Source organism: Planotetraspora thailandica, from assembly GCF_016863335.1.
In the GTDB taxonomy this organism is placed as follows: Bacteria; Actinomycetota; Actinomycetes; order Streptosporangiales; family Streptosporangiaceae; genus Planotetraspora; species Planotetraspora thailandica.
On the sequence record NZ_BOOR01000008.1, the window covers coordinates 220,873 to 240,097 of the forward strand.

The window sequence follows — 19,225 nt, forward strand, 5'->3', positions numbered from 1 at the left end:
AACGATATGGCGGGATGGCCTTGCGAACGCTCTATGCCTGTTCGCCGCATCGATCTGTCTCGCCGCCGGTTTCTCACCGGGGAGCCGCAGGACTCGCACGATGGAGTCCCAGCATCAGGCGGAGCTGGGCCAGCAGAACGCCACGGAAGTCGGCGGGAGACGGCGTTGGATGGTGCAGGACACGGGAGATGACGGCTCCGGTCAGGATGGAGAACAGGAAGTCCGTCACGTCGTCGGGTCCATGGGTGAGCGTGAATTCTCCCTGCTCGCCGCCTTCCCTTATTGCGGTCAGAAAGGGCGCCCGGTAGCGCTTCTGCACTTCCGCGCTGTACTTGTGAAGTTCGTCGTCCCGCATGGCGGCCCGCCAGAATTCGACGAGCATCCGCCGAACATGATCGGGATTATCCAGACTCCGATCGATCATGGCGACCAGCCGCTCCCATGGATCACGTTCAGCGGCGGCTACTGCTTCCAGAGCCGCCACCTCCCGTTCGACGGAAAGCCCCATTGCCTCAATGACCATGTCCTCACGCGAACCGAAGTAATTCTGCAGCGTGCTGATCGCGACACCGCTGGCAGCCGATACGTCGGCGAAACGCGTATTCTCATAGCCGCGTTCGGCGAGCACAACTGTTACCGACTCCAGGACGAGAGTTCGTTTCTCCCCGCCTGCGCGCCTTTTACGATTCGCTATAGGCATGGCCGTACCATACTTTCGTGCCTGGTGGCCGTCAAACCAGGTGGGACGCGTGTCCAGGCAGGTGCGATCCGCCCCCATACGTACGGCACTGCCACCCCGGAGTTCCGCGCCCGGGGTGGCGATTACGCATTGCGGCCCGCCCGTTCAGCCAACGGCTAAGCGAGGGGCGGGATGTTGTGGTTGTAGCGGAACACGTTGTGCGGGTCGTACACGGTCTTCGCCGCCTGCAGACGCTTATAGGTCACCTCGTCATACGCCAGCTGTACGTTCTCGACGGAGGCGTCGGCCGGCGAGAGGTAACTGGGGTGCTTCCGGCCGCCTCCGGACGAACTGAGCCTGTCGATCAGTTCCAGGCCCACGTCCTTGGAGGCGTTCACATCGCCGGGCGGAACCGCTGTCAACGCGAAGGCGGCGAATGCGGCGTCACGCCGTCCGACCGCGTTCGCCTTCTCCGGCGGAATTCCGAATGCGCCGCCGAGATGGGACAGGTTGACCATGGTGATGGGCGTGCCGGAATCCGGCCCTGCGATGTCGAGGATCGCTTCCATTGCCGACGGGGACAATTCGTCGAGCACGACGAAATGCTCCACGGCGGCGCCCGGCTCGGTCGGATCGTTGGTAATGGACGCTATTTGCGCGAAGGGCATCATGGTCACGGTGTCGGCGAGTACCGGCGCGGCCGCCCGCAACGGGGCGACCAGTAGTTCACCGTCATGTGCCGAGCCCAGGTAGGCGACGCGAATGGAAACGGTGAGCTTTCCCCGCATGAAATCGGGAATGAAAGGCAGGTCGGGCGCGCGCAGGAAGACGATCGACGACGTCAATTCGTCAGGCGCCGTGGAAGTGAACCGCTGGTAGGCGTGCAGCACATCCCGTGCGTCGTCACCCGAGAAGTGCAGGGCTCCTGCGTACAGTTCCCGCACGGGGAACAGGCGGAATTCCATCGCGGTGACGACGCCGAAGTTGCCTTTCCCGCCGAGCAGGGCGAAGAACAGGTCCTCGTCGGAATCCGGTGTGACATGGCGGAGTTCGCCGTCCGCGGTCACGACGTCGATCTCCAGGACATGGTCGGCCGCGTAGCCGAAGGCCCGGCCCATCGCGATGCTCACCCCGCCGCCGAGCGTGTAACCGACGACACCGACCTGCGGTGAGGAACCGGCAAGTGGCGCGAGTCCGACTTTGGCGGCCTCTTCCACCACCTGACCCCAGCGGACGCCAGCTTCGACCCGAGCGGTCTTTTTCGCACTGTCAATCCGCACCTCCGTCATGCGACGCGTGGTGATCATGACGGCTTCTCCGGAAACGGACACGGAAGGACCGTGGCCGGTGTTGAGGACCGCGACGGGAAGGCCCCGGTCTCCTGCGAAGAGCACCGCCGCCTGGACGTCCGCCACGTCGGTGGCGCCAATGATCGCGTACGGACGGTGGGCGACGGTCATGTTGAACACCGACGCCTCGTCGGTGAAACCGTCGTCCTCGGGGAAGAGGACGGGCCCGCTGACGGATGAGAGCAGCAGGGAACGGGGCATGGCGATGCCTTTCTGATCTTGTCTTGCAGAGCCGGTACGAGCCGGGTGCCGATGACCGCAGGCGCGTCGGAGGCAGTCGTCCATTTGCCGGGCACGTGGGGGATTCGCCCGGCAGACGATCTGCGGTCCTTGTCGACCGCCCTGCGTTTTGTCGAGCCGACCATCAGGCGATCGGCATGGAATTACGGTACCACCATACCGATTTGTGAAACCCGTATCGACGCTGGTGAGAGCTGTTCCGGCGCTCCCCCCTGGCTCGGCCACGCGGGACGGACAAACCGAACCGGCCGGCCGGTTCGCCGAGTCAGGCGTGCACACCCCCCGATTGGTCGTCGGGGTCTCCGCCGTTGATCGACAGGTAGGCCTCCAGTTCGGCGGCCCCGGCCAGCATCGCGCGCCCGCGGGCGGACAGCCGGCCGCGCCAGTCGCGCAGGGCGGCCTCCAGCGGCTCCAGCCCGCCGGCGGCCCGCACCTGGGCGAGCAGCGGGGCGATCTGCTCCAGCAGGTAGCCGCCCCGCCTGAGCTGGTGGGCCAGCCGGGCGTCCCGCACGTCGGCCTCGTCGTACACGCGGTACCCGGTCCGCGGGTCGCGGCGCGGCCGCACCAGCCCGGCGCGCTCCCATTTGCGCAGCGTCGCGGGCCGGATCCCGAGCTTTTTTGCCAACGGCCCGATGAACGTGCTGCCGGGCCCGGACACCGCGCCAGGTTCGGACGCCGCGATGGGGTCCAGGTCGCGGAGGGCGTTCTCCACGGCCTGGAGGGTCCGGCGGTCGTCGAGGAGTTGGGCGTGGCTCTCGTCGATGAGGCGGAACGCCTCCTCGACCGCGCCGCCGTTCACCGCCTGCATGATCGACGTCGCCGTCTGGTGGCCGTGGCCGGGCACCAGGGCGAGGAACGCGCGCAGGGCTCGCGCGTGCAGCGAGGTATAGGTGCGGTAGCCATGGGCTGTGCGACCGGCGGCCGGAAGGATGCCGGCCTCCTCGTAGTTCCTGATCGCCTGCGTGGACAGGCCGTGCCCGCGCGCCAGGTCAACCGGCCTGAGCCGCTCGCCGTTTTGAAGGTTTCGCCTCATGAGCCAGCCGATATCGCGGAAAAGTTTCAATCGAGGGTTCAACGATACCGTTGAAGGTATGGCTACTGGCATCAAGGACATCGCCCATGCCGTCGAAGCCGCCGCCGTCATGAGGCTGCTCCCGGCTCGGCCGCGGCTGCTCGCGCTGGGCGAGCCCACCCACGGCGAGGACACGCTGCTCGACGTGCGGAACGAGCTCTTCCAGCAGCTCGTCGAGCAGGAGGGCTACCGGTCGATCGCGATCGAGAGCGACTGCATGATGGGCCTGGTCGTCGACGACTACGTCACCTCGGGCACCGGCACCCTCGACGACGTCATGGAGCGCGGCTTCAGCCACGGGTTCGGCGCGTCGGCGGCCAACCGCGAGCTCGTGCGCTGGATGCGCGCTTACAACGACGGCCGGCCCGCGTCCGAACGCCTGCGCTTCGCCGGTTTCGACGGCCCGCTGGAGATCACCGGCGCCGCGAGCCCGCGGCAGGCCCTCACCGCACTCCACGGCTACCTCGCAGCCTGGGTGGGCGCGGACCTGCTTTCCTGTGCCGCGGAAACGATCGACCGCCTGCTCGGGGCCGACGACCGGTGGAACAATCCCGCCACGATGATGGACCCGGCCCAGTCCGTGGGGCAGTCGGCCGAGGCCAGGGAGTTGCGGCTGCTCGCCGACGATCTGGTGGCGCTGCTCGACGCGCAGACGCCGCACCTGATCGCGGCGACCTCGCGGGACGACTGGGACCGGGCACGCCTGTACGGGCGCACCGCCACCGGCCTGCTGCGCTACCACTTCTGGATGGCGGACACCTCACCAAGCCGCATGACGCGGCTGGTGGGCCTGCGGGACCAGATGATGGCCGACAACCTCCTCGCCGTCGCGGAGCGGAGCCCGGTGCTGGTCCACGCTCACAACCGGCATCTTCAGCGGGACAAGAGCACGATGCGGATGGGCGGCCTGCCGCTGGAATGGTGGAGCGCCGGCGCGATCGTGAGCGCCCACCTGGGGGAGGAGTACGCCTTCCTGGCCACGGCACTCGGCACCATCCGGCACCAGGGGGTGGACACCCCGCCCCCGGACACCGTCGAAGGGCTCCTCTACACGCTCCCGGAGGACCACTACGTCGTCGACGCCCGTCGCCTGGCCGACGCCCTCGGCGACGGGCTGCCCGCCCCTCGCGTGTCCCCCTACTACGGCTACTTCCCGCTGGACCCGGCCCACCTGGCCGACAACGACGGGATCGTGTTCGTCAAGGACGTTCCGCGGAGTTAGGCTCCTCAGCCGCGGCGCGACGATCAGCGGCAGCGCTACGTGGACGTCGTGCACCGCCGGTTACGTCCGTCCCCAGGCTTGCGTGAGAACGAACACGCCGCCGGCCCAGCCGTAATCCCCTCATAGGGGTTCCGTCGTCCCGTCAGACGTTTTGCGGAAAGACGGCCGCCCGGCACGGGCGGCCGTCCTGTCCGGCACACGTCGCTCTACCAGCCGACGGCCTGACCGTCCTTGCGGAAGTCCGATCCCGCACGGTAGACGCCGTTCACCGGCGGGTCGCCTTCAATGCCCTTGCCGTGCGGCGGCTTGGCGGTCGGGTCCTCTGTGAAGAGCAGCGCCTGGTAGCCGCCCATGAGGTCGCCGTTGGCGCGGACCGGATTCTGGCCGAACGCAGCCAACTGTTTCCCGACGGCGTCGTAGAGGCCCGACTCGAGATCCAGCTGGTCGGTGGCCTGGTCGTGGTGGAAGCGTGCCGCGTCTCCCGCGGCCTGCACGTTCATCCCCAGATCCACCATGTTGACGATCTCCTGGACCTGGGCCTGCGGTTGTTCGTCCCCGCTCATCGTCCCGAACGCCAGCAGCGGCTTGCCGTCCTTCATGACGAAGGCCGGGATGATCGTGTGGAACGGGCGCTTACGCGGCCCGACCAGGTTGGGGTTCGCCGGGTCGAGCGAGAACAGGTTGCCCCTGTCCTGAAGCGGGAAGCCGTACCCGGGCACGGTGATCTGCGACCCGAAGTAGTCGTAGATGCTGTAGATGAAGGACACCATGTTCCCCCATCGGTCGCCGACGGTGAGGTACACGGTGTCGCCGTGGTGGACGGTCTTCACCTCGGGCGCCTGCGCGTGAGTGAGCGAGATCTTGCCGCAGAGCGAGCGGGCGTACTCCTTGGAGATCAGCCGCTCGTACGGCACCGGCGCGAAACGCGGGTCGGCGTTGTAGGTCTCGAGGTCGGAGAAGGCGAGCTTCTTGGCCTCGACGAGCACCTGCCAGTACGTGGCCGAACGCGGGCCGAGCGCCTTGAGGTCGTAGCCCAGGCGCGGGGCGCACTGCTCGATGATGTTGAGCATCTCGAGCGTGGCGAAGCCCTGGGAGTTCGGCGGCGTCTCGTAGACGTCGTAGCCCTTGTACGTCGTGGAGATCGGCGTGACCCACTCGGAGTGGAAGTCGGACAGGTCGGAGGGCACCCACTTCGCGCCCAGCCGGTTGACCTTGGCGAGGATGGCGTCCGCGATGGGCCCCTTGTAGAACGCGTCCCGCCCGCGGCTCGCGAGCGTGCGGTAGGCCGTGGCCAGGTCGGGGTTCCGCACGACGCTGTACAGCGGGGGTGCCTTGCCGTCGACGAGGAAGGTCTTCACCGAGTCAGGGTCCTGGGCGAGGTCCTCCTCCATGTACTCCCAGTCGCTGTGGATCCGCTCGGTGAGGCCGTAGCCCTGTTCGGCCGTCGTGATCGCCGGCTTGAGCACCTGGTCGAAGTCCATGGTGCCGAAGCGCCGCAGCAGCTGGTCCCAGCCGTCGACCGCGCCGGGCACGGTGATGCTGTGGACCCCGTGCAGGGGAACACCTGTTTCCGCGTCGTAGCCGAGCTTCGTGAAGTAGTCGGGGGTCCACGACCGCGGTGCCCAGCCGCTGGCGTTCAGCCCGTACAGGCGGCGGTCCTTGGCGGAGTAGTAGAGCATGAACATGTCGCCGCCGATTCCGGCGCTGTACGGCTCGACCACGCCGAGCATGGCCGCCGTGGCGACCGCGGCGTCGGCCGCGTTCCCTCCCCGCTTGAGGATGTCGAGCCCCGCCTGCGCGGCGAGGGGCTGGCTCGTGGCGACCACGCCGTGCCGGGCCAGGACCTCCGAACCGGTCTGGCCGGCCCAGTTGCTGGCGCGGTCACCACGCTCGGCGGTGATGGAGGCGCCGGGATCCGGATTCTTCTTGTTCGGTGTCCCGAAGGGGGTGTCGGACACGGTGCCGGGATTGCCGGACGCGCCCAGGGCGAGGGAGCCCGGCAGGATCACCGAACTCACCGCGACGGCCACGGCGGACGCCGTGATCACCAGTCGCCGGCGTAATGCGTCGTCCGGGCCTCGAGATGTGCTGTGCGGAACAAGCGGTTTTCTCACCAGTACCTCCGTGCTCGCCGGATGCGGCTATAGGCGTGTGACCAGCGGTTCACCGTGTTTGCGTTCGAGATCCAGGTCGTTTACCTAGCGATGATAGATAAATGATCGCCGCGATAATAGACCCATGCCGCGGCCCAACCATTCCGATCAGACCCGCACCCAGATCGTCGAGGCCGCGGTCGCGTTGATCGACGCGGCGGGGATCGAGGCGCTGTCCACCCGCAGGCTCGCCGCCGAGCTGGGGGTCCGCGGCCCGACCCTGTATCACTACTTCGCCGACAAGAACGCCCTGCTCGGCGCGGTGAGGGATCGGATCTCCGAGGAGATCTGGACGGGCGCGGAGTCGCGGCTGGCCGGCGTCGAGACGGGCGACTGGGAGAGCGTGCTGCGGGCCTATGTCGAGGGCGCTCTGAGCGCCATGGCCAGGCACCCGAAGGCCGTCGGTCTCATGGCACTGGGCGTCGCGACGCGACAGCGGACGCTGCACGGATACGAGATGATGCTCGGGCGTCTGACGGCATGCGGCTGGCCGCTTGAGATCGCCTGGCAGATCTTCCTCGCCGCCGAGAACCTGATGCTGAGTGCCGCGCTCGAAGCCGGTCAGCCCACGTTCGCGCCGCTGCCCGAGCAGACCGCGGAGCTGCCTCTGCTGCGCGCCCTCACCGACGAGCTCAGGGCCAGGCCGTCGCTCGACCGCGGTTACGCCACGGGGCTCGACGCGCTGATCGCGGGCATCGGCGCGACCCTCGGCGTCCACCGGACCCAGGACGGCGCCAGCCCGTCGAGCTGACGTGCCGGCGGGTGGCTCTCGCGCGAATACACCGCCCCCCATGAATGGTCAAGGCGGGCACTACCGTCGTTATCCATTGACAGAAGAGGCCTGAACTACGGATTTCGTCGTGATTTACAGATATCTCGAATGATTCATTGACGGATCAGGCATGTGCTTCTAGCGTCCGCAGCATCCGTCGATCAAGAGCAAGATTCGAGGTGCTCTGTGGGCAAGTTCACCGACGACGAATTAGGCATGAAACGCGGTATCACCCGGCGCGACCTCCTCAACGGAATGCTGGTGGGCGCGGGCGCCGCCGCGCTGACGGCGTTGCCGGGGGGCGTGGCCCACGCAGACGCGAGGCACGGTGGCGGAGCCGGATACCCGCCGGGCAGCAACGGCATCGTGGGGCAGACCGACGCCGCGAGAACGGTCGGCCACGCCGTCACCTTCGGGGGTGCCGACCCGGGACGCGCCCGCGACCTCGGCGAGCACTACGACCTGGTGGTCGTCGGCGGCGGAGTGAGCGGACTGGCAGCCGCGCACTTCTACCGGAAGGCGACAGGGCCCCGCGCCCGCATCCTGATCCTTGAGGCCCTCGCCGACTTCGGAGGCCACCAGCACCGCAACGAATTCCACGTGCGAGGCCGCACGTTGCTGAGCAACGGCGGCATGGTCAACCTCGACAGCCCCGACACCTGGAACTCCCCTTCGCTGAACCTCATGGACGATCTCGGCATCGACTTCGCGAAACTCGCCGAGGGCGTGGACACCGGCTACTACACCGGCAGAGGGCTCGGCACCGGCTACTTCTTCCCCGAGGAGAGCTTCGGCGCCGACAGGCTGGTCACGCGTGCGACCACCGAGCCACTCGACGCGCTGGTCAAGCGGCTCCCGCTGTCCGACGCCGCACGCGCGGACATCCTCAAGGTGGAGAGCACGACGCAGGACTACTTCCCCGGGCTCAGCGACTCGGAGAAGAAGCAGCGCCTCGCACGGATCAGCTATGCGGACTATCTGCGCAGATACGTCGGCGTCGGCGAGGAGGCCCTGGTCTTCTACCAGCGCAGGACGCACGGGTTGTGGGGGGTCGGCATCGAGGCCGTCCCCGCGGGCGACTGCTGGGGCATCGGCCTTCCCGGCTTCGCGGGGCTCGAGCTCGACCCGGTTCCCTACAACGGCATCGGGCGCACCCCGGCGATGTCCCTCACCACGAAGGACGAGGAGCTGTACTACTTCCCCGACGGCGGCGCCACGGTGTCGAGGCTGCTGGTGTCGCGGCTCGTGCCGGGAGTGTTCCAGGGGCGCCAGACGATGGACAGCGTCATCCTCGCCGGGGCCGACTACGGACGGCTCGACAGAGCAGGCGCCGACGTGCGGATCCGGCTCAACGCCATGGCCACCGACGTACGCCACCGGCGTGGCACGCGCGGGCCGGTCGACGTCAGCTACGTCAGCGGCGGCAAGGCATACCGCGTGAGCGGCACACACGTGATCATGGCGTGCTGGAACAGCGTGTCTTCCTACATCGTCCCCGGGCTGCCCGCCGCCCAGGTCGAGGCGATGCGCTACGGCGTGAAGGTGCCGCTGGTCTACGCCAGGGTCGCTCTCAAGGACTGGCGGTCCTGGGAGCGGGCCGGCATCTCGCGCATCACGCCGTACAACACGTTCTGGGACAGCTGCTCGCTCACGACGGCCACGAACCAGGGCGGTTACGAGTCGGCCCGCAGCTCCGACCAGCCGATCGTCGTCACCCTCTCCAAGACGCCGAACGAGCCCGGTCTCCCGATCACCCGCGACCAGCACAGGGCCGGGCGGCGCCACCTGCTGGAAACGTCGTTCGGCGACTTCGAGCGGGAGATCCGCGACCTGATGCAGCGCGCGCTCGGGCCGAGCGGCTTCCGCGCCTCCCGGGACATCATGGCGATCACCGTGAACCGCTGGTCACACGGATACGCCTACGAGTACAACTCGATCGCCGACCCGGTGATCTTCAAGCCGCTCGACCAGCAGCCGTTCGTCCGCGCGCGCCGGCCCTTCGGCAACATCGCCATCGCGAACTCCGACGCCGGAGCCTTCGGCTACACCCACGCCGCCATCGACGAGGCCAACCGAGCCGTGTCGGAACTGACCTGACCTCAGGGAGCGTACGGCCGGCACGCACCGACGTGCCGGCCGTACACGGCGTCACGGTGGGGGACGTGATCAGGGTCGCGCATTACCCGGATCTGCCTGACACGTTGACTGGCAGTAGCACTCACACCCTGTTCGGCAGATTCCGACATACAGTCGGTAAATGGACAGCAGTAACCTCCTCGGGGAGTTCTTGCGCGCCCGGCGTAAGGTCACCACTCCCGGGCAGGTGGGGCTGGTCGACTCGGGTCCCCGGCGGACGCCTGGGCTACGAAGGGAAGAGGTCGCGGCGCCGGCCGGGGTCGGCACCGAGTACTACATCCGCCTGGAACAGGGACGCGAGCGTCGTCCTTCCGATCGCAGGATCGCTGCGCTGCCCGTCCACAGCCACATCCGGGCCTATGGGTGATCACCTTGAGCGCATGGCATCACTGCTCCATCAAAACCCGTGTGGCCACCGTGGCGAGCGCAGCCGTGGCGTTGGTCTGCGTTTCCGCCGTCCTGCTGCTGCTGACGGCCGCCCCCCAGCCTCCGCTCTACGGAAGCGTGGCCGTCCTGGCCGGACTCATCGGCGGTTCACTCCTGCTGATCACGGCCACCGCGCTCGGGACGTACTGGATGATGAGCAAGACCCTCCGGCCGGTGTGTGCCATCAGCGGAAAGCTCGCCACGATCCGGCCTTCCAATCTCAGCGAGCGGGTTCCGCTGCCACGCCATGATGACGAGTTCAAGGAACTCGCACAGATCACCAATCAGACGTTGGAATGGGCCCAAACGGCGATCCAGCAGCAGTTGAGGTTCGCCTCGGACGCCTCCCATGATCTGCGCAACCCTCTCGCAGCCATGCGTACCGAGATCGAGGACGCACTCATGCAGCCGGAGGAGATCGACTGGGTGGAAACCGGCGACAGGCTGCTGGAGTCCGTCGAGCGGCTACAGGGCTTAGTGACCAACCTGCTGGAGATCTCACGACTCGACGCGGGCATCATCGGTCAGTACGACCTGCTCAACCTCGCCGTCCTGGTGGACGGCGAACTCGACCACCGGCAGCGCGACCACCAGAGAAGCGCGATCAGGGTGGTCAGGAGGTTCAGCAGCGGCGTGATGGTCAACGGCGAGCGGATCAGCCTGGAACGGCTGCTGCACAACCTCCTGGACAACGCCGAACGCCACGCCCGCTCTATCGTCACGGTCACTGTCGAGCACCGGGGCGCCGCGGCGGTGCTGGAGGTCTACGACGACGGGAGCGGGGTGCCGGCTGAGCATCGGGAAACCATCTTCCAGCGCTTCACCCGCCTGCAAGACGCGCGTGCCAAGGACGCCGGCGGCAGCGGCCTGGGCCTGCCTATCGCCCGGCAGATCGCCGAAGCCCATGGCGGCACCCTCACCATCGAAGACAGCCCCACCGGAGCACGCTTCGTCGCACGCTTCCCCCGGCCGGCGGCGCTGGCGGCGAGAGGCCGATAGCGGGTGAAGCCGGGCAAGGGCGGCCCAGTCGGCTGGGCCGCCCTCGCCGTACGACGGGGTCGACGGATCAGTGGGAGAACGCCTGGAACTCAGCGGCCCGGACTTGCCCGGCGAACGCGCTGGCGGTGGCGCAGTCGGTGTTGGAATTGGGGTCGTTGTCCTGCTCGCCCGCGTACAGCGGGTTGCCGGTGCACTGGCTGGACACCGTGCGCAGCATCAGGTGGGTCGCCTTGGTCCGCGGGACGTCGAACGACTCGATGATCAGGTCGCCGCCCCGGGGGCGCGGAATGCTGGCGGCGAAGGCGTTCTTGGGGCTGGTGTAGATCTTGGTGTAGTTCGCAGGGTCGGCGCAGTCGGCGCCGCGGGTTGAGTCACACGCCAGCACCTCGAAGGCCCGTAGCGCGGTGAACCGGTTCTGGCCGCCGGGGTCGGCGGGGTCGGCGATGTCCGGCCGGAGCATGGCGCTGACCCCGACCTTGCGGATCTGGACGGCCTGCGTGCCGGCCAGGTCGACGATGACGGACCGGCCGGCGACCGGACCGGTGAGCGAGGCCCAGTTCGTCGCCTCCGTCTCGTCGATCAGCTTGCTCTGGTTGACGCCGTCGCCTGTCGCCACCGCACCGGCCGCGGCCGCGGCGTAGTTGCGGAACAGCTGTACGGGAAGGTCCTTGACCTGGTTCTTCTTCACGGTGGACTCGAACCTCTTGTGGCCGAAGCCGGGGGCCACCGCGACGAAGGAGTAGGTGCCGGGCACGATCTGGAAGGTCGCGCCGAGCTCGGTGGCGGGATCCGTGTCCGCGACCGGGACCGCGCGGCCCTCGTAGTCGCCCACGTACAGCCGGACGGGCGCGTCGGCGGCTTCGCCCGCGGGGTGCAGGGTCACCGTCGCGTCGCCGCCGTACGGCGAGGCGAAACTGGGCTTGGGGTCGGGGTCGGCCGTCCCGTTGCTGGCCGCGCCCTCACCGAGACCGTGTTCGGCGAACGCGTTCCACATGATGTCCTGGTTGGCGCCGCCGAAGCGGATCCGGTCCGCCGCGAGCATCGCGTCCCGCATGTCCACCATGCTGAGGTTGCCGGCGGCCGTGAGAAGGAACGCGTCGAAGTGCAGCTGGACCCATCGCCGGTTGCCCGGGCACTTCTCGAGTGACTTCTTGCCCTCGGCGCAGGCCTGCTGGTCCTTGGACGAGCCCTTGCCGTACCTCTCGATGAAGGCATTGCGCACGTCGAACTGGGTCGCCGACCAGATCTCGCCGTCGGCGTGCACCTGCTGGCCGACCAGGTCGTAGGCGATGTCGCTGTAGTTCAGCGGCGACTTCGACATGTCGTAGTTGCGGATGCCCCGCTCCGGGTCGCCGGTGACGTAGCCGCCCGTGACGTACGGCGTGTCGCCGCGCGGCCGGAAACCGTTCTCGAAGAGGTATTCCATGGCGAACAGGTCGGAGATGCTCTCGCCCATCGCGCCGGCCTGGGCGCCGCTGAGACCGGCGTTCGGCCCGGCCACCATGCGGTTGGAGATGGCGTGGGTGAACTCGTGGCCGATGACCGACATGTCGTAGTCGCCGTCGACGCACGGCGCGTAGAACGCGCCTGCCTGGGGCTGCCACAGGTACATGTTGGTGATCGGAGCGACGCCGTCCACCGGGGTGATCTGGTTGGCGTTGTTCCTGATCGACAGGACCCTGGCGCCCGCCTGGGCGTTCCCGCGCTCCGGGTCGTTGCCGAGCCCGCCGCGCTCACCATTGCTCACCTGCATGTTCCAGGCCGTCTCGGTGAAGCCCAGACGGTACGACCAGTCGTGCATGCGGTTGTGCATCGCGTTCAGGTTGCTGATCGCGGCCTCGAGGTCGGCCTCGCCGGGCTGGTCGAACGCGGCCGGGTCGCACTTCGCCTTGAACCACTGGTTCTGCCAGGGGAAGTCGTAGTTCCGGCTCGGGGTGAGGAGGTTTGTGCGGGTGCCGACCGATGAGGAGGAGCCGTTGGCCCGGTTCTCGAAGGTGCGTGCCGCGTTGCCCAGGCTGGTGTTCGTCGGCGCGTCCGTGCTGTGGTCGACGTCCCACGCCTTGCCCGTGGCCGGATCGCCACCGACGACGTAGTCACAGCCGCGCCCGGGGGTGGCACACCAGCTCTGGCGCGTGTCCTTGGACGAGTAGTCCGCCGGCGGGTTGGCCGGGAACACCGACCACGACGGGCCGTCGGGATCGAAGTGATCGACCAGGTTCTCCCTGATCAAAATCTCGCCGGTGACGGCGTCGACGTACGTGGTGTAGGCGGAGGGTTCGTCGTCGGCGTCGTGCCCCTCCTGGATCAGCGTGACCTGGAAGGCGCGGTGCACGCCGTCGGCCGCGGGGACGGCCACCTCCTCCACCCGCCTGGTCGAGGCGGCGCCCAGGTCGATCTCGCCGTCCCGAGCCGCGGCCTCCAGCGCCTGTTGCTCCGTGATGGCCGCGGCGGGCGGCGCCTCCGTGGACCGCGAAAGCGTCGACGAGACATGCACGACCGTGCCTTCGCTCACGCCGACGGACACGAGGCCGTCATAGCCGGCGGGCAGATCGCCGAACTTCTGCCGCAGGAGCACGACATGCCCCTTGCCGATCGGATTGACCGCGACCGTCTCCAGGGCGTCGACGGCTTCTGCCTGCAGGCCGAAGAGGCTGGTATTGGCCTTCAGGTAGTCGCGTGCGGCCTTCGCGGGATCGGCGGCGAGCCCTTCGGCGAGCGGCGCTTCCGAGGTGACGAGAGCGGGCGTGCCGAGGTCGTTCCATCGGACTGTCGCCGTGGCGGACCTCTTCGCCGACGGCGGGGGCGCCACTCGGCCCTTCCTGTTGTCCTTATCCGGTTTGCCGTGCCCATCTCCCTGGACGGCTGGGGCTTTCTGCTGCTCACGCTTCGATTCGCCTTGTGCCGTCCCGGCGACGGAAACAGCGACTGTGGCTGCGGCTAATGCGGCGACGACGATGCGTAATGGTCGATGAGACGACGACACACATGCCTCCTAAACGGACGTGACTGGCCATTGGCAACGTCCAACCCGTTAGTGGTAACACTCCAAAGAAACCTTGACAAGATCGCGTATTGCATGAAAATTAGGGAGAAAATTGGCCGGGCCGGATAGCCGGAAGAGGGGCATCGCCCCACGTCAAGGGAGAGTTCTTGGCTGTTCGACGACGGCTTTCCGGAAGGTGTTCTCTTGACGGATCCCCTAATCTGCCCTTCGCTCTTTTGGCCTGCGATGGCGCCGCGTTCGTGCCGCGAGAAGGCGTTTCACCGAGTTTTCGGGCGCGGTAAATAGGAGCGTTGCTTTTGGGCCCGTTTCGGGCGGGTGGAAAATGGAATCGCCGAATTAGCGGCGGCTAATCGCGCGCACCGATGGCGTAAAGCGTCAGCTCATGAACCGTCTGCGGTACGCCAGCGCGAGGTCGGGGATCACGCCACGAGGCGTGCGGTGATGGCAGGGCCTTCTCTCTCGATCCAGGTTTCCGCCCGCGGCAGGCGATCCTTCACGCCCTCGTCCCACATGCGCTTGAACACCGGATCGACCTCGGCTGCCGCTCGCATGTTGACGTGGAAGCGGTGGATCATGCGCGTCGCCGCCGGGACGAGGGCCCGGCGCTGGGCCAGGCTCATGCCGTAGGAGTCGGCGAAGACGGCCACACGACCGGGGATGTCGAGGTCGGCGAAGGCCGGCGATCTGTCGGCCGGGTGCAGCAGCGGCGCCCAGTAGTAGAGCGCGTTGGCGAGATCGTCGACCCTCGTGGTGGGCTTGGCGAGGTCGAAGTCGATGAGTGCGGCGGGCAGTCCGTCGCGGAAGACCACGTTGCCCGGACAGTAGTCGCGGTGGCTGACCACCAGGGGCTCGCCGTCGGCGGTCGAGTTGACTATCCGGGCTCCGGGGATGCCTCCCCAGGTCGCGTCGGCAGGTGGCGTCCAACTCTGGGCGGCGTCGTGAAGGCGGCGAACCAGTCGCGCGAGTTCGACGAGGACGTCTTCTCCGGAGGCGCCGGCTGGAAGGGGTTCCCGGGGGACGTCGCCGGGCACGAACGAGAGCACCTCACGTCCCTGATCGTCGAACCCCAGCGGGATCGGCGCGTCCGAGAAGCCGGCGCCGTGGAGGTGTCTCAGGTAGGCGTGGATCGTCGCGGTGAACGGCCTGACCGGGCGGCGCACGGTGTCTCCCACGCGGACGACGCCCGCGGTGACGCCGTCGCCCACCAGCGGCTCTTCGTCACGGCCTGAATCGAGATTCGGATCTGTCACAGGACGTCCTCCAGGTATGCCAGATCCTCGGGCTCGGCGACCCAGCCGGCGGTCAGGACGAGGCCGCTCCTGCGGTCGACGGCGAGGAATCCGAAGGGTCGGCTGAACTCGACGTCGACGTTCTTGACGCGGTGAGGAGGCGGGGGCGCGATGCCGGCCGCGATGGCGCCGACGGCGGTCACCGCGGCGGCTTCGAACCCGGAGGCGTTGAACGTCGCGACGGCGTCCTGCCTCGCCTGGGAGACGGCGAGCGGTTCGGTGCTGATGCCGGGGAAGTGGCCGCGGGTGCGGTCGGTCACGGCGTCCAGACCGAACACCGCGGGAAGGCCCAGCAGGTCATGTGAGGAGGCGACGGTGAACCGCGGCACTGTGACGCTCAGAAAGTCGCCGGGGTCGTAGGAGCGGACGGAGCGGACGGTCATCCCGGGTGCGGACTCTCCGATCGGGAGGGCATCGGCCTTCACGGCGGGATGGCGTCCGGACAGCGCCTCGATGCCCGCGCGGAGAACCTCACCGGCCTTCCGGGACTCCTCGCCGAGGACGAGACGGACGTCGATTCCTCCGGTGCCCATGACGCGCAGCATGGTCAGCCGGCCGCTCGGGCCGTCGATCACTGTGGCCCGGTCGAGTATCCGAGTGACGCGCCGCAGTGCGTGGATCTCGCGTCCGGCCCACGGTCCGGTCCTGGGCAGCTCTACGTCGTCGATGAACGGGCGCAACCAGGTGGTCCGTACGGTGAGCGCCCCGGCGAGGACCAGGAGCGTCTCCTCGGTCAGGGACACGGGCATCGTGGGGATGAGGCCGCCGGTCTGGCCGGACGCCCACGCGTCGAGCCTGAGCTGATCTTCAGTCGGGTTTCCGGTCAGTTCGCCGCGCGCGCCGCCGGGCAACGCGGCGGTCCAGGCGGGCTGCAGAGGCAGTTTCCGGCTGGTCCACAGTCCGAGGGCGGAATTGATCGCAGGCGAGCCGTTCAGGACCGTCAGGACGTCCTGGGCCCCGCGAGAGGCCACCTCTGCGTTCATTCCGACGGCTTCCTGAAGTTCGGTCCGTCCCCGCCCTTCGGCGGCCGAGGCCAGATACGCCAGCAGGATCCATGCGCCGACTCCGGCGAGGACGACCGATTCCCCGGAGCAGTTCGCCGCCCAGCGGGCGGTCATCGCGTTCGCCGCGGTCACCGGATCGTGCGATCCTCCGTTGATCACCATGCCGTCCCAGGGTGAGGTCGCCGATCTGAACGCGAGATCGTCCCACGTGCCCGCGTGAAGAGACAACGACAATTCGGCTACAAACGGCCATGCCGTACCTCGGGCGGCCGGACCAGGCGGATCTCAAGATCCGCAATGCCTACGAGGACTTGTTCGCGTCGGCGGTGGCGCCTTGCGCCGGTGGGCTGCCGGCGGACCAGGAGGCGAGGATCTGCAGGGCGTGATGGGAGGGCGTGCCCGGCTCTGCGGTCAAGACCATGAGACGTTGCTCGCTGCCGTCGGGGCTGGCCCAGACGTCGCAGTCGAGGGTGAGCTCGCCGACGACGGGGTGGCGGTAGTGCTTGGTGCCGTAGCTGGTGGCGGCGACCTGATGGGAGGCCCACCAGGTGCGGAAGCCGGAGTCCTGCACCGACAGTTCGCCGACCAGCACGGCCAGGTCGGGGTCGTCGGGGTGGCGCGCGGCCTCCATGCGCAGCGACGCCACGCCGGTGCGGGCGGCCTCCTCCCAGTCGGCGTGCAGGTTTCGGACGGCCGGGTCGGTGAAGAGCAGGCGGACGTAGTTGCGGCGGCGCGGGGGGATGCGGGCGAAGTCGGTGAACAGGGCGGCCGCCTGGGCGTTCCACGCCAGGATGTCCATGCGCCGGCCGAGTACCAACGCCGGGGTCTCGGTGAGCTGGTCCAGCAGCCGTCGCATCGCGGGACGCACACGTTGCGCCTGGCGCCGGCGCGGTCGCGCCGATGACTTGCCCGCGAGCTCGTACAGGTAGGCCTGCTGGTCGTCGTCGAGGCGCAGCGCGCGAGCCAAGGTGATGAGAACCGAGGCGGACGCCTGGAGCCGGCCCTGCTCCAGTCGCGTGTAGTAATCCACGCTGATCGCGGCCAGCTGCGCGACCTCTTCCCGGCGCAACCCCGAGACACGGCGGGGCGATCCGGTGTCGGGCAGGCCGACCTCCCGCGGCGTCAGCTGAGCGCGCCGGGCTCTGAGAAAGCCGCCGAGCTCGGACGGGCGGCCAGGTGCTGCGCTCATGGATTCCATTGTCCAGGGGAAGCCGCCGGATGTGAGGGGGAGGGTTTCTTCCCCCGAAGCATCGTTCCCCGGTGAAAACCGGTCTCTTTTCCAGGCATGGGGCGGGGCGTGAGCCTTGCACCTGTGCCTCGGAAATCCCGAGGCCGAAACGGAGAAGATCCCATGAGAACGGACGTCACGTTCGACAGCGCCGGCCTGAAGATCGCCGGTCACCTCTACATCCCCGACGGCGAGTCCGCCGGTCCCCGCCCGGCGATCGTCGTCGGTCACCCGGGAAGCGGCGTGAAAGAACAGGCCGCCGGCCTCTACGCGGAGCGGCTGTGCCGCGCGGGATTCGTCACCCTCGCCTTCGACGCCGCCTACCAGGGCGAGAGCGAGGGCACCCCGCGCGGTCTCGAGGATCCCGCGCATCGAGTCGAGGACATCAAGGCCGCGGTGTCGTTCCTCAGCGTGCGCGACGACGTGGATGCGGGCCGCATCGGCGCACTCGGCATCTGCGCCTCCGGCGGCTACGTGATCCCCGCCTCGGCCACCGACCACCAGGTCAAGGCCGTCGCGACCGTCAGCGCCGCCGACATCGGACGCCAGTTCCGCGAGGGCGCCGACGGCACGCAGGACCCCGCGATCGCCCAGGGCATGCTCGACGCGGCCGCCGCGGCCCGCACCGCGGAAGCCCGCGGCGAAGGCATGGGAGTGTTCCCGATCTTCCCGGACACGGAGGAGCAGGCGCGCGCCGGCGGCCGTCATGTCTTCGAGGGATGGGAGTACTACTGCACCGACCGCGCAGGGCATCCCCGCTCGGCCAAGTTCTTCACCTGGAACAGCGTGGACCGCATCGTGCAGTTCGACGCCTTCCGCTTCATCGGCCTGATCGCTCCCCGCCCCCTGCTCATGATCGTGGGGACTGAGGCCGTCACGGCCCATATGTCGGCGGAGGCCGTCGCGAACGCGCAGGAACCTAAAGAACTGTTCCGGGTCGACGGCGCCACCCACGTCGCCCTCTACGACGAGGACGAGCACGTCACCGCGGCCGTCGCCAAACTCACCGCCTTTTTCGCCGCAAATCTCGCGGGCGCGATCGACGTCGCAACCGGGGCGTGACCTGCGGCGACCAGATTGGGGAAGGCGGCGGTCCCTAAAATGTCGTCGGACACGGCGCGGGAACGGTCATAGGCCACGGTGAAGGCGGGTGAGGCATGACGGCCATCGGCATAACCGGCCATCGGCTGCTTCCCGAGCAGGCGCGCATCTGCGCCATGCAGGAGATCCGTGCTCTCCTCGCCTGCCAGCCCAAACCCGTGATCGGCCTGAGCAGCCTGGCGGAGGGATCCGACCGGCTCTTCGTCGAGATTCTTTTGCAGGCCGGGGGCACGCTCCACGCGGTTCTGCCCTTCCGGGGGTACGAGAACACGTTCGAGGGCGCCGCCCGGGAGGCGTTCGACCGGCTGCTCGCCGACGCGCAGACCGTGACGACGCTCGACTTCGCCGAACCCGACGACGCCGCCTACGACGCGGCGGGACGCTTCGTGGTCGACAACTGCAATCTGCTGGTCGCGGTGTGGGACGGCAAGCCCGCACGCGGATTGGGTGGTACGGCCGACGCTGTGGCGTACGCGTACAAACGAAGCAAGGAAATCGTGGTCATCTGGCCCGAGGGAGTCGAACGGCCATAGGAGGCCGTGTCACCCGGT

Annotated in this window: 15 protein-coding genes; 7 read left to right on the plus strand and 8 right to left on the minus strand. The window is 68.3% G+C overall.

The annotated features are described in order from the left end of the window. Positions 1-73: 73 nt before the first annotated feature. The 3 genes from Pth03_RS08095 to Pth03_RS08105 form a co-directional block, all read right to left on the minus strand. Entirely contained in the window at positions 74-628 is a 555-nt protein-coding gene (locus Pth03_RS08095; RefSeq protein ID WP_203943503.1) for a TetR/AcrR family transcriptional regulator, read from the minus strand. A 227-nt stretch (positions 629-855) separates the two neighbouring features. Then, positions 856-2,313, minus strand: coding sequence for an FAD-binding protein (locus Pth03_RS08100; RefSeq protein WP_308442341.1), 1,458 nt, complete (start codon positions 2,311-2,313; stop codon positions 856-858). A 220-nt stretch (positions 2,314-2,533) separates the two neighbouring features. Then, the gene (locus tag Pth03_RS08105; protein ID WP_203943505.1) at positions 2,534-3,301 is read right to left on the minus strand and encodes a TioE family transcriptional regulator; all 768 of its coding nucleotides are present in this window, start codon (positions 3,299-3,301) and stop codon (positions 2,534-2,536) included. 58 nt (positions 3,302-3,359) lie between these two features. Between Pth03_RS08105 and Pth03_RS08110 the strand changes: the two genes are divergently transcribed. Then, complete coding sequence (locus Pth03_RS08110) at positions 3,360-4,562, plus strand: erythromycin esterase family protein (protein ID WP_203943506.1); 1,203 nt, start codon at positions 3,360-3,362, stop codon at positions 4,560-4,562. Positions 4,563-4,768: 206 nt separating this feature from the next. Here the strand turns inward: Pth03_RS08110 and ggt are convergent, their stop codons facing one another. Further along, positions 4,769-6,610: a gamma-glutamyltransferase gene (ggt, locus tag Pth03_RS08115; protein ID WP_203943507.1), complete on the minus strand. Its 1,842-nt coding sequence runs from the start codon at positions 6,608-6,610 to the stop codon at positions 4,769-4,771. A gap of 190 nt (positions 6,611-6,800) precedes the next feature. On the opposite strand from ggt, the gene Pth03_RS08120 reads away from it, so the two are divergent. The 4 genes from Pth03_RS08120 to Pth03_RS08135 all read left to right on the plus strand — a co-directional run bounded on the left by Pth03_RS08120 (position 6,801) and on the right by Pth03_RS08135 (position 11,048). Beyond that, positions 6,801-7,466 carry a TetR/AcrR family transcriptional regulator gene (locus Pth03_RS08120; protein ID WP_203943508.1) on the plus strand — a complete coding sequence of 222 codons (666 nt, stop codon included), beginning with the start codon at positions 6,801-6,803 and terminating at the stop codon, positions 7,464-7,466. Between the two features lie 237 nt (positions 7,467-7,703). Continuing rightward, on the plus strand, positions 7,704-9,584 hold the full coding sequence (locus Pth03_RS08125; protein ID WP_203943509.1) for an NAD(P)-binding protein: 1,881 nt from the start codon (positions 7,704-7,706) through the stop codon (positions 9,582-9,584). A 160-nt stretch (positions 9,585-9,744) separates the two neighbouring features. Beyond that, positions 9,745-9,990, plus strand: a complete 246-nt coding sequence (locus tag Pth03_RS08130) for a helix-turn-helix domain-containing protein (RefSeq protein ID WP_203943510.1) — start codon at positions 9,745-9,747, stop codon at positions 9,988-9,990. A 41-nt stretch (positions 9,991-10,031) separates the two neighbouring features. Beyond that, a complete protein-coding gene (locus Pth03_RS08135) occupies positions 10,032-11,048 on the plus strand; it encodes a sensor histidine kinase (protein WP_203943511.1) in 1,017 nt (338 codons plus the stop codon). Between the two features lie 67 nt (positions 11,049-11,115). Here the strand turns inward: Pth03_RS08135 and Pth03_RS08140 are convergent, their stop codons facing one another. The 4 genes from Pth03_RS08140 to Pth03_RS08155 form a co-directional block, all read right to left on the minus strand. After that, the gene (locus tag Pth03_RS08140) at positions 11,116-13,857 is read right to left on the minus strand and encodes a M36 family metallopeptidase (protein ID WP_239118847.1); all 2,742 of its coding nucleotides are present in this window, start codon (positions 13,855-13,857) and stop codon (positions 11,116-11,118) included. Between the two features lie 614 nt (positions 13,858-14,471). Then, on the minus strand, positions 14,472-15,302 hold the full coding sequence (locus tag Pth03_RS08145; RefSeq protein WP_203943512.1) for a phosphotransferase enzyme family protein: 831 nt from the start codon (positions 15,300-15,302) through the stop codon (positions 14,472-14,474). Then, entirely contained in the window at positions 15,299-16,507 is a 1,209-nt protein-coding gene (locus Pth03_RS08150; RefSeq protein WP_203943513.1) for a serpin family protein, read from the minus strand. Before Pth03_RS08150 ends, Pth03_RS08145 begins: the two co-directional genes overlap by 4 nt. A gap of 139 nt (positions 16,508-16,646) precedes the next feature. Beyond that, entirely contained in the window at positions 16,647-17,534 is an 888-nt protein-coding gene (locus tag Pth03_RS08155) for a helix-turn-helix domain-containing protein (protein WP_203943514.1), read from the minus strand. A gap of 162 nt (positions 17,535-17,696) precedes the next feature. Between Pth03_RS08155 and Pth03_RS08160 the strand changes: the two genes are divergently transcribed. Both Pth03_RS08160 and Pth03_RS08165 read left to right on the plus strand, forming a co-directional pair. Continuing rightward, complete coding sequence (locus Pth03_RS08160) at positions 17,697-18,635, plus strand: alpha/beta hydrolase (protein ID WP_203943515.1); 939 nt, start codon at positions 17,697-17,699, stop codon at positions 18,633-18,635. Between the two features lie 95 nt (positions 18,636-18,730). After that, positions 18,731-19,207, plus strand: a complete 477-nt coding sequence (locus Pth03_RS08165; protein WP_239118848.1) for a hypothetical protein — start codon at positions 18,731-18,733, stop codon at positions 19,205-19,207. Positions 19,208-19,225 lie beyond the last annotated feature (18 nt).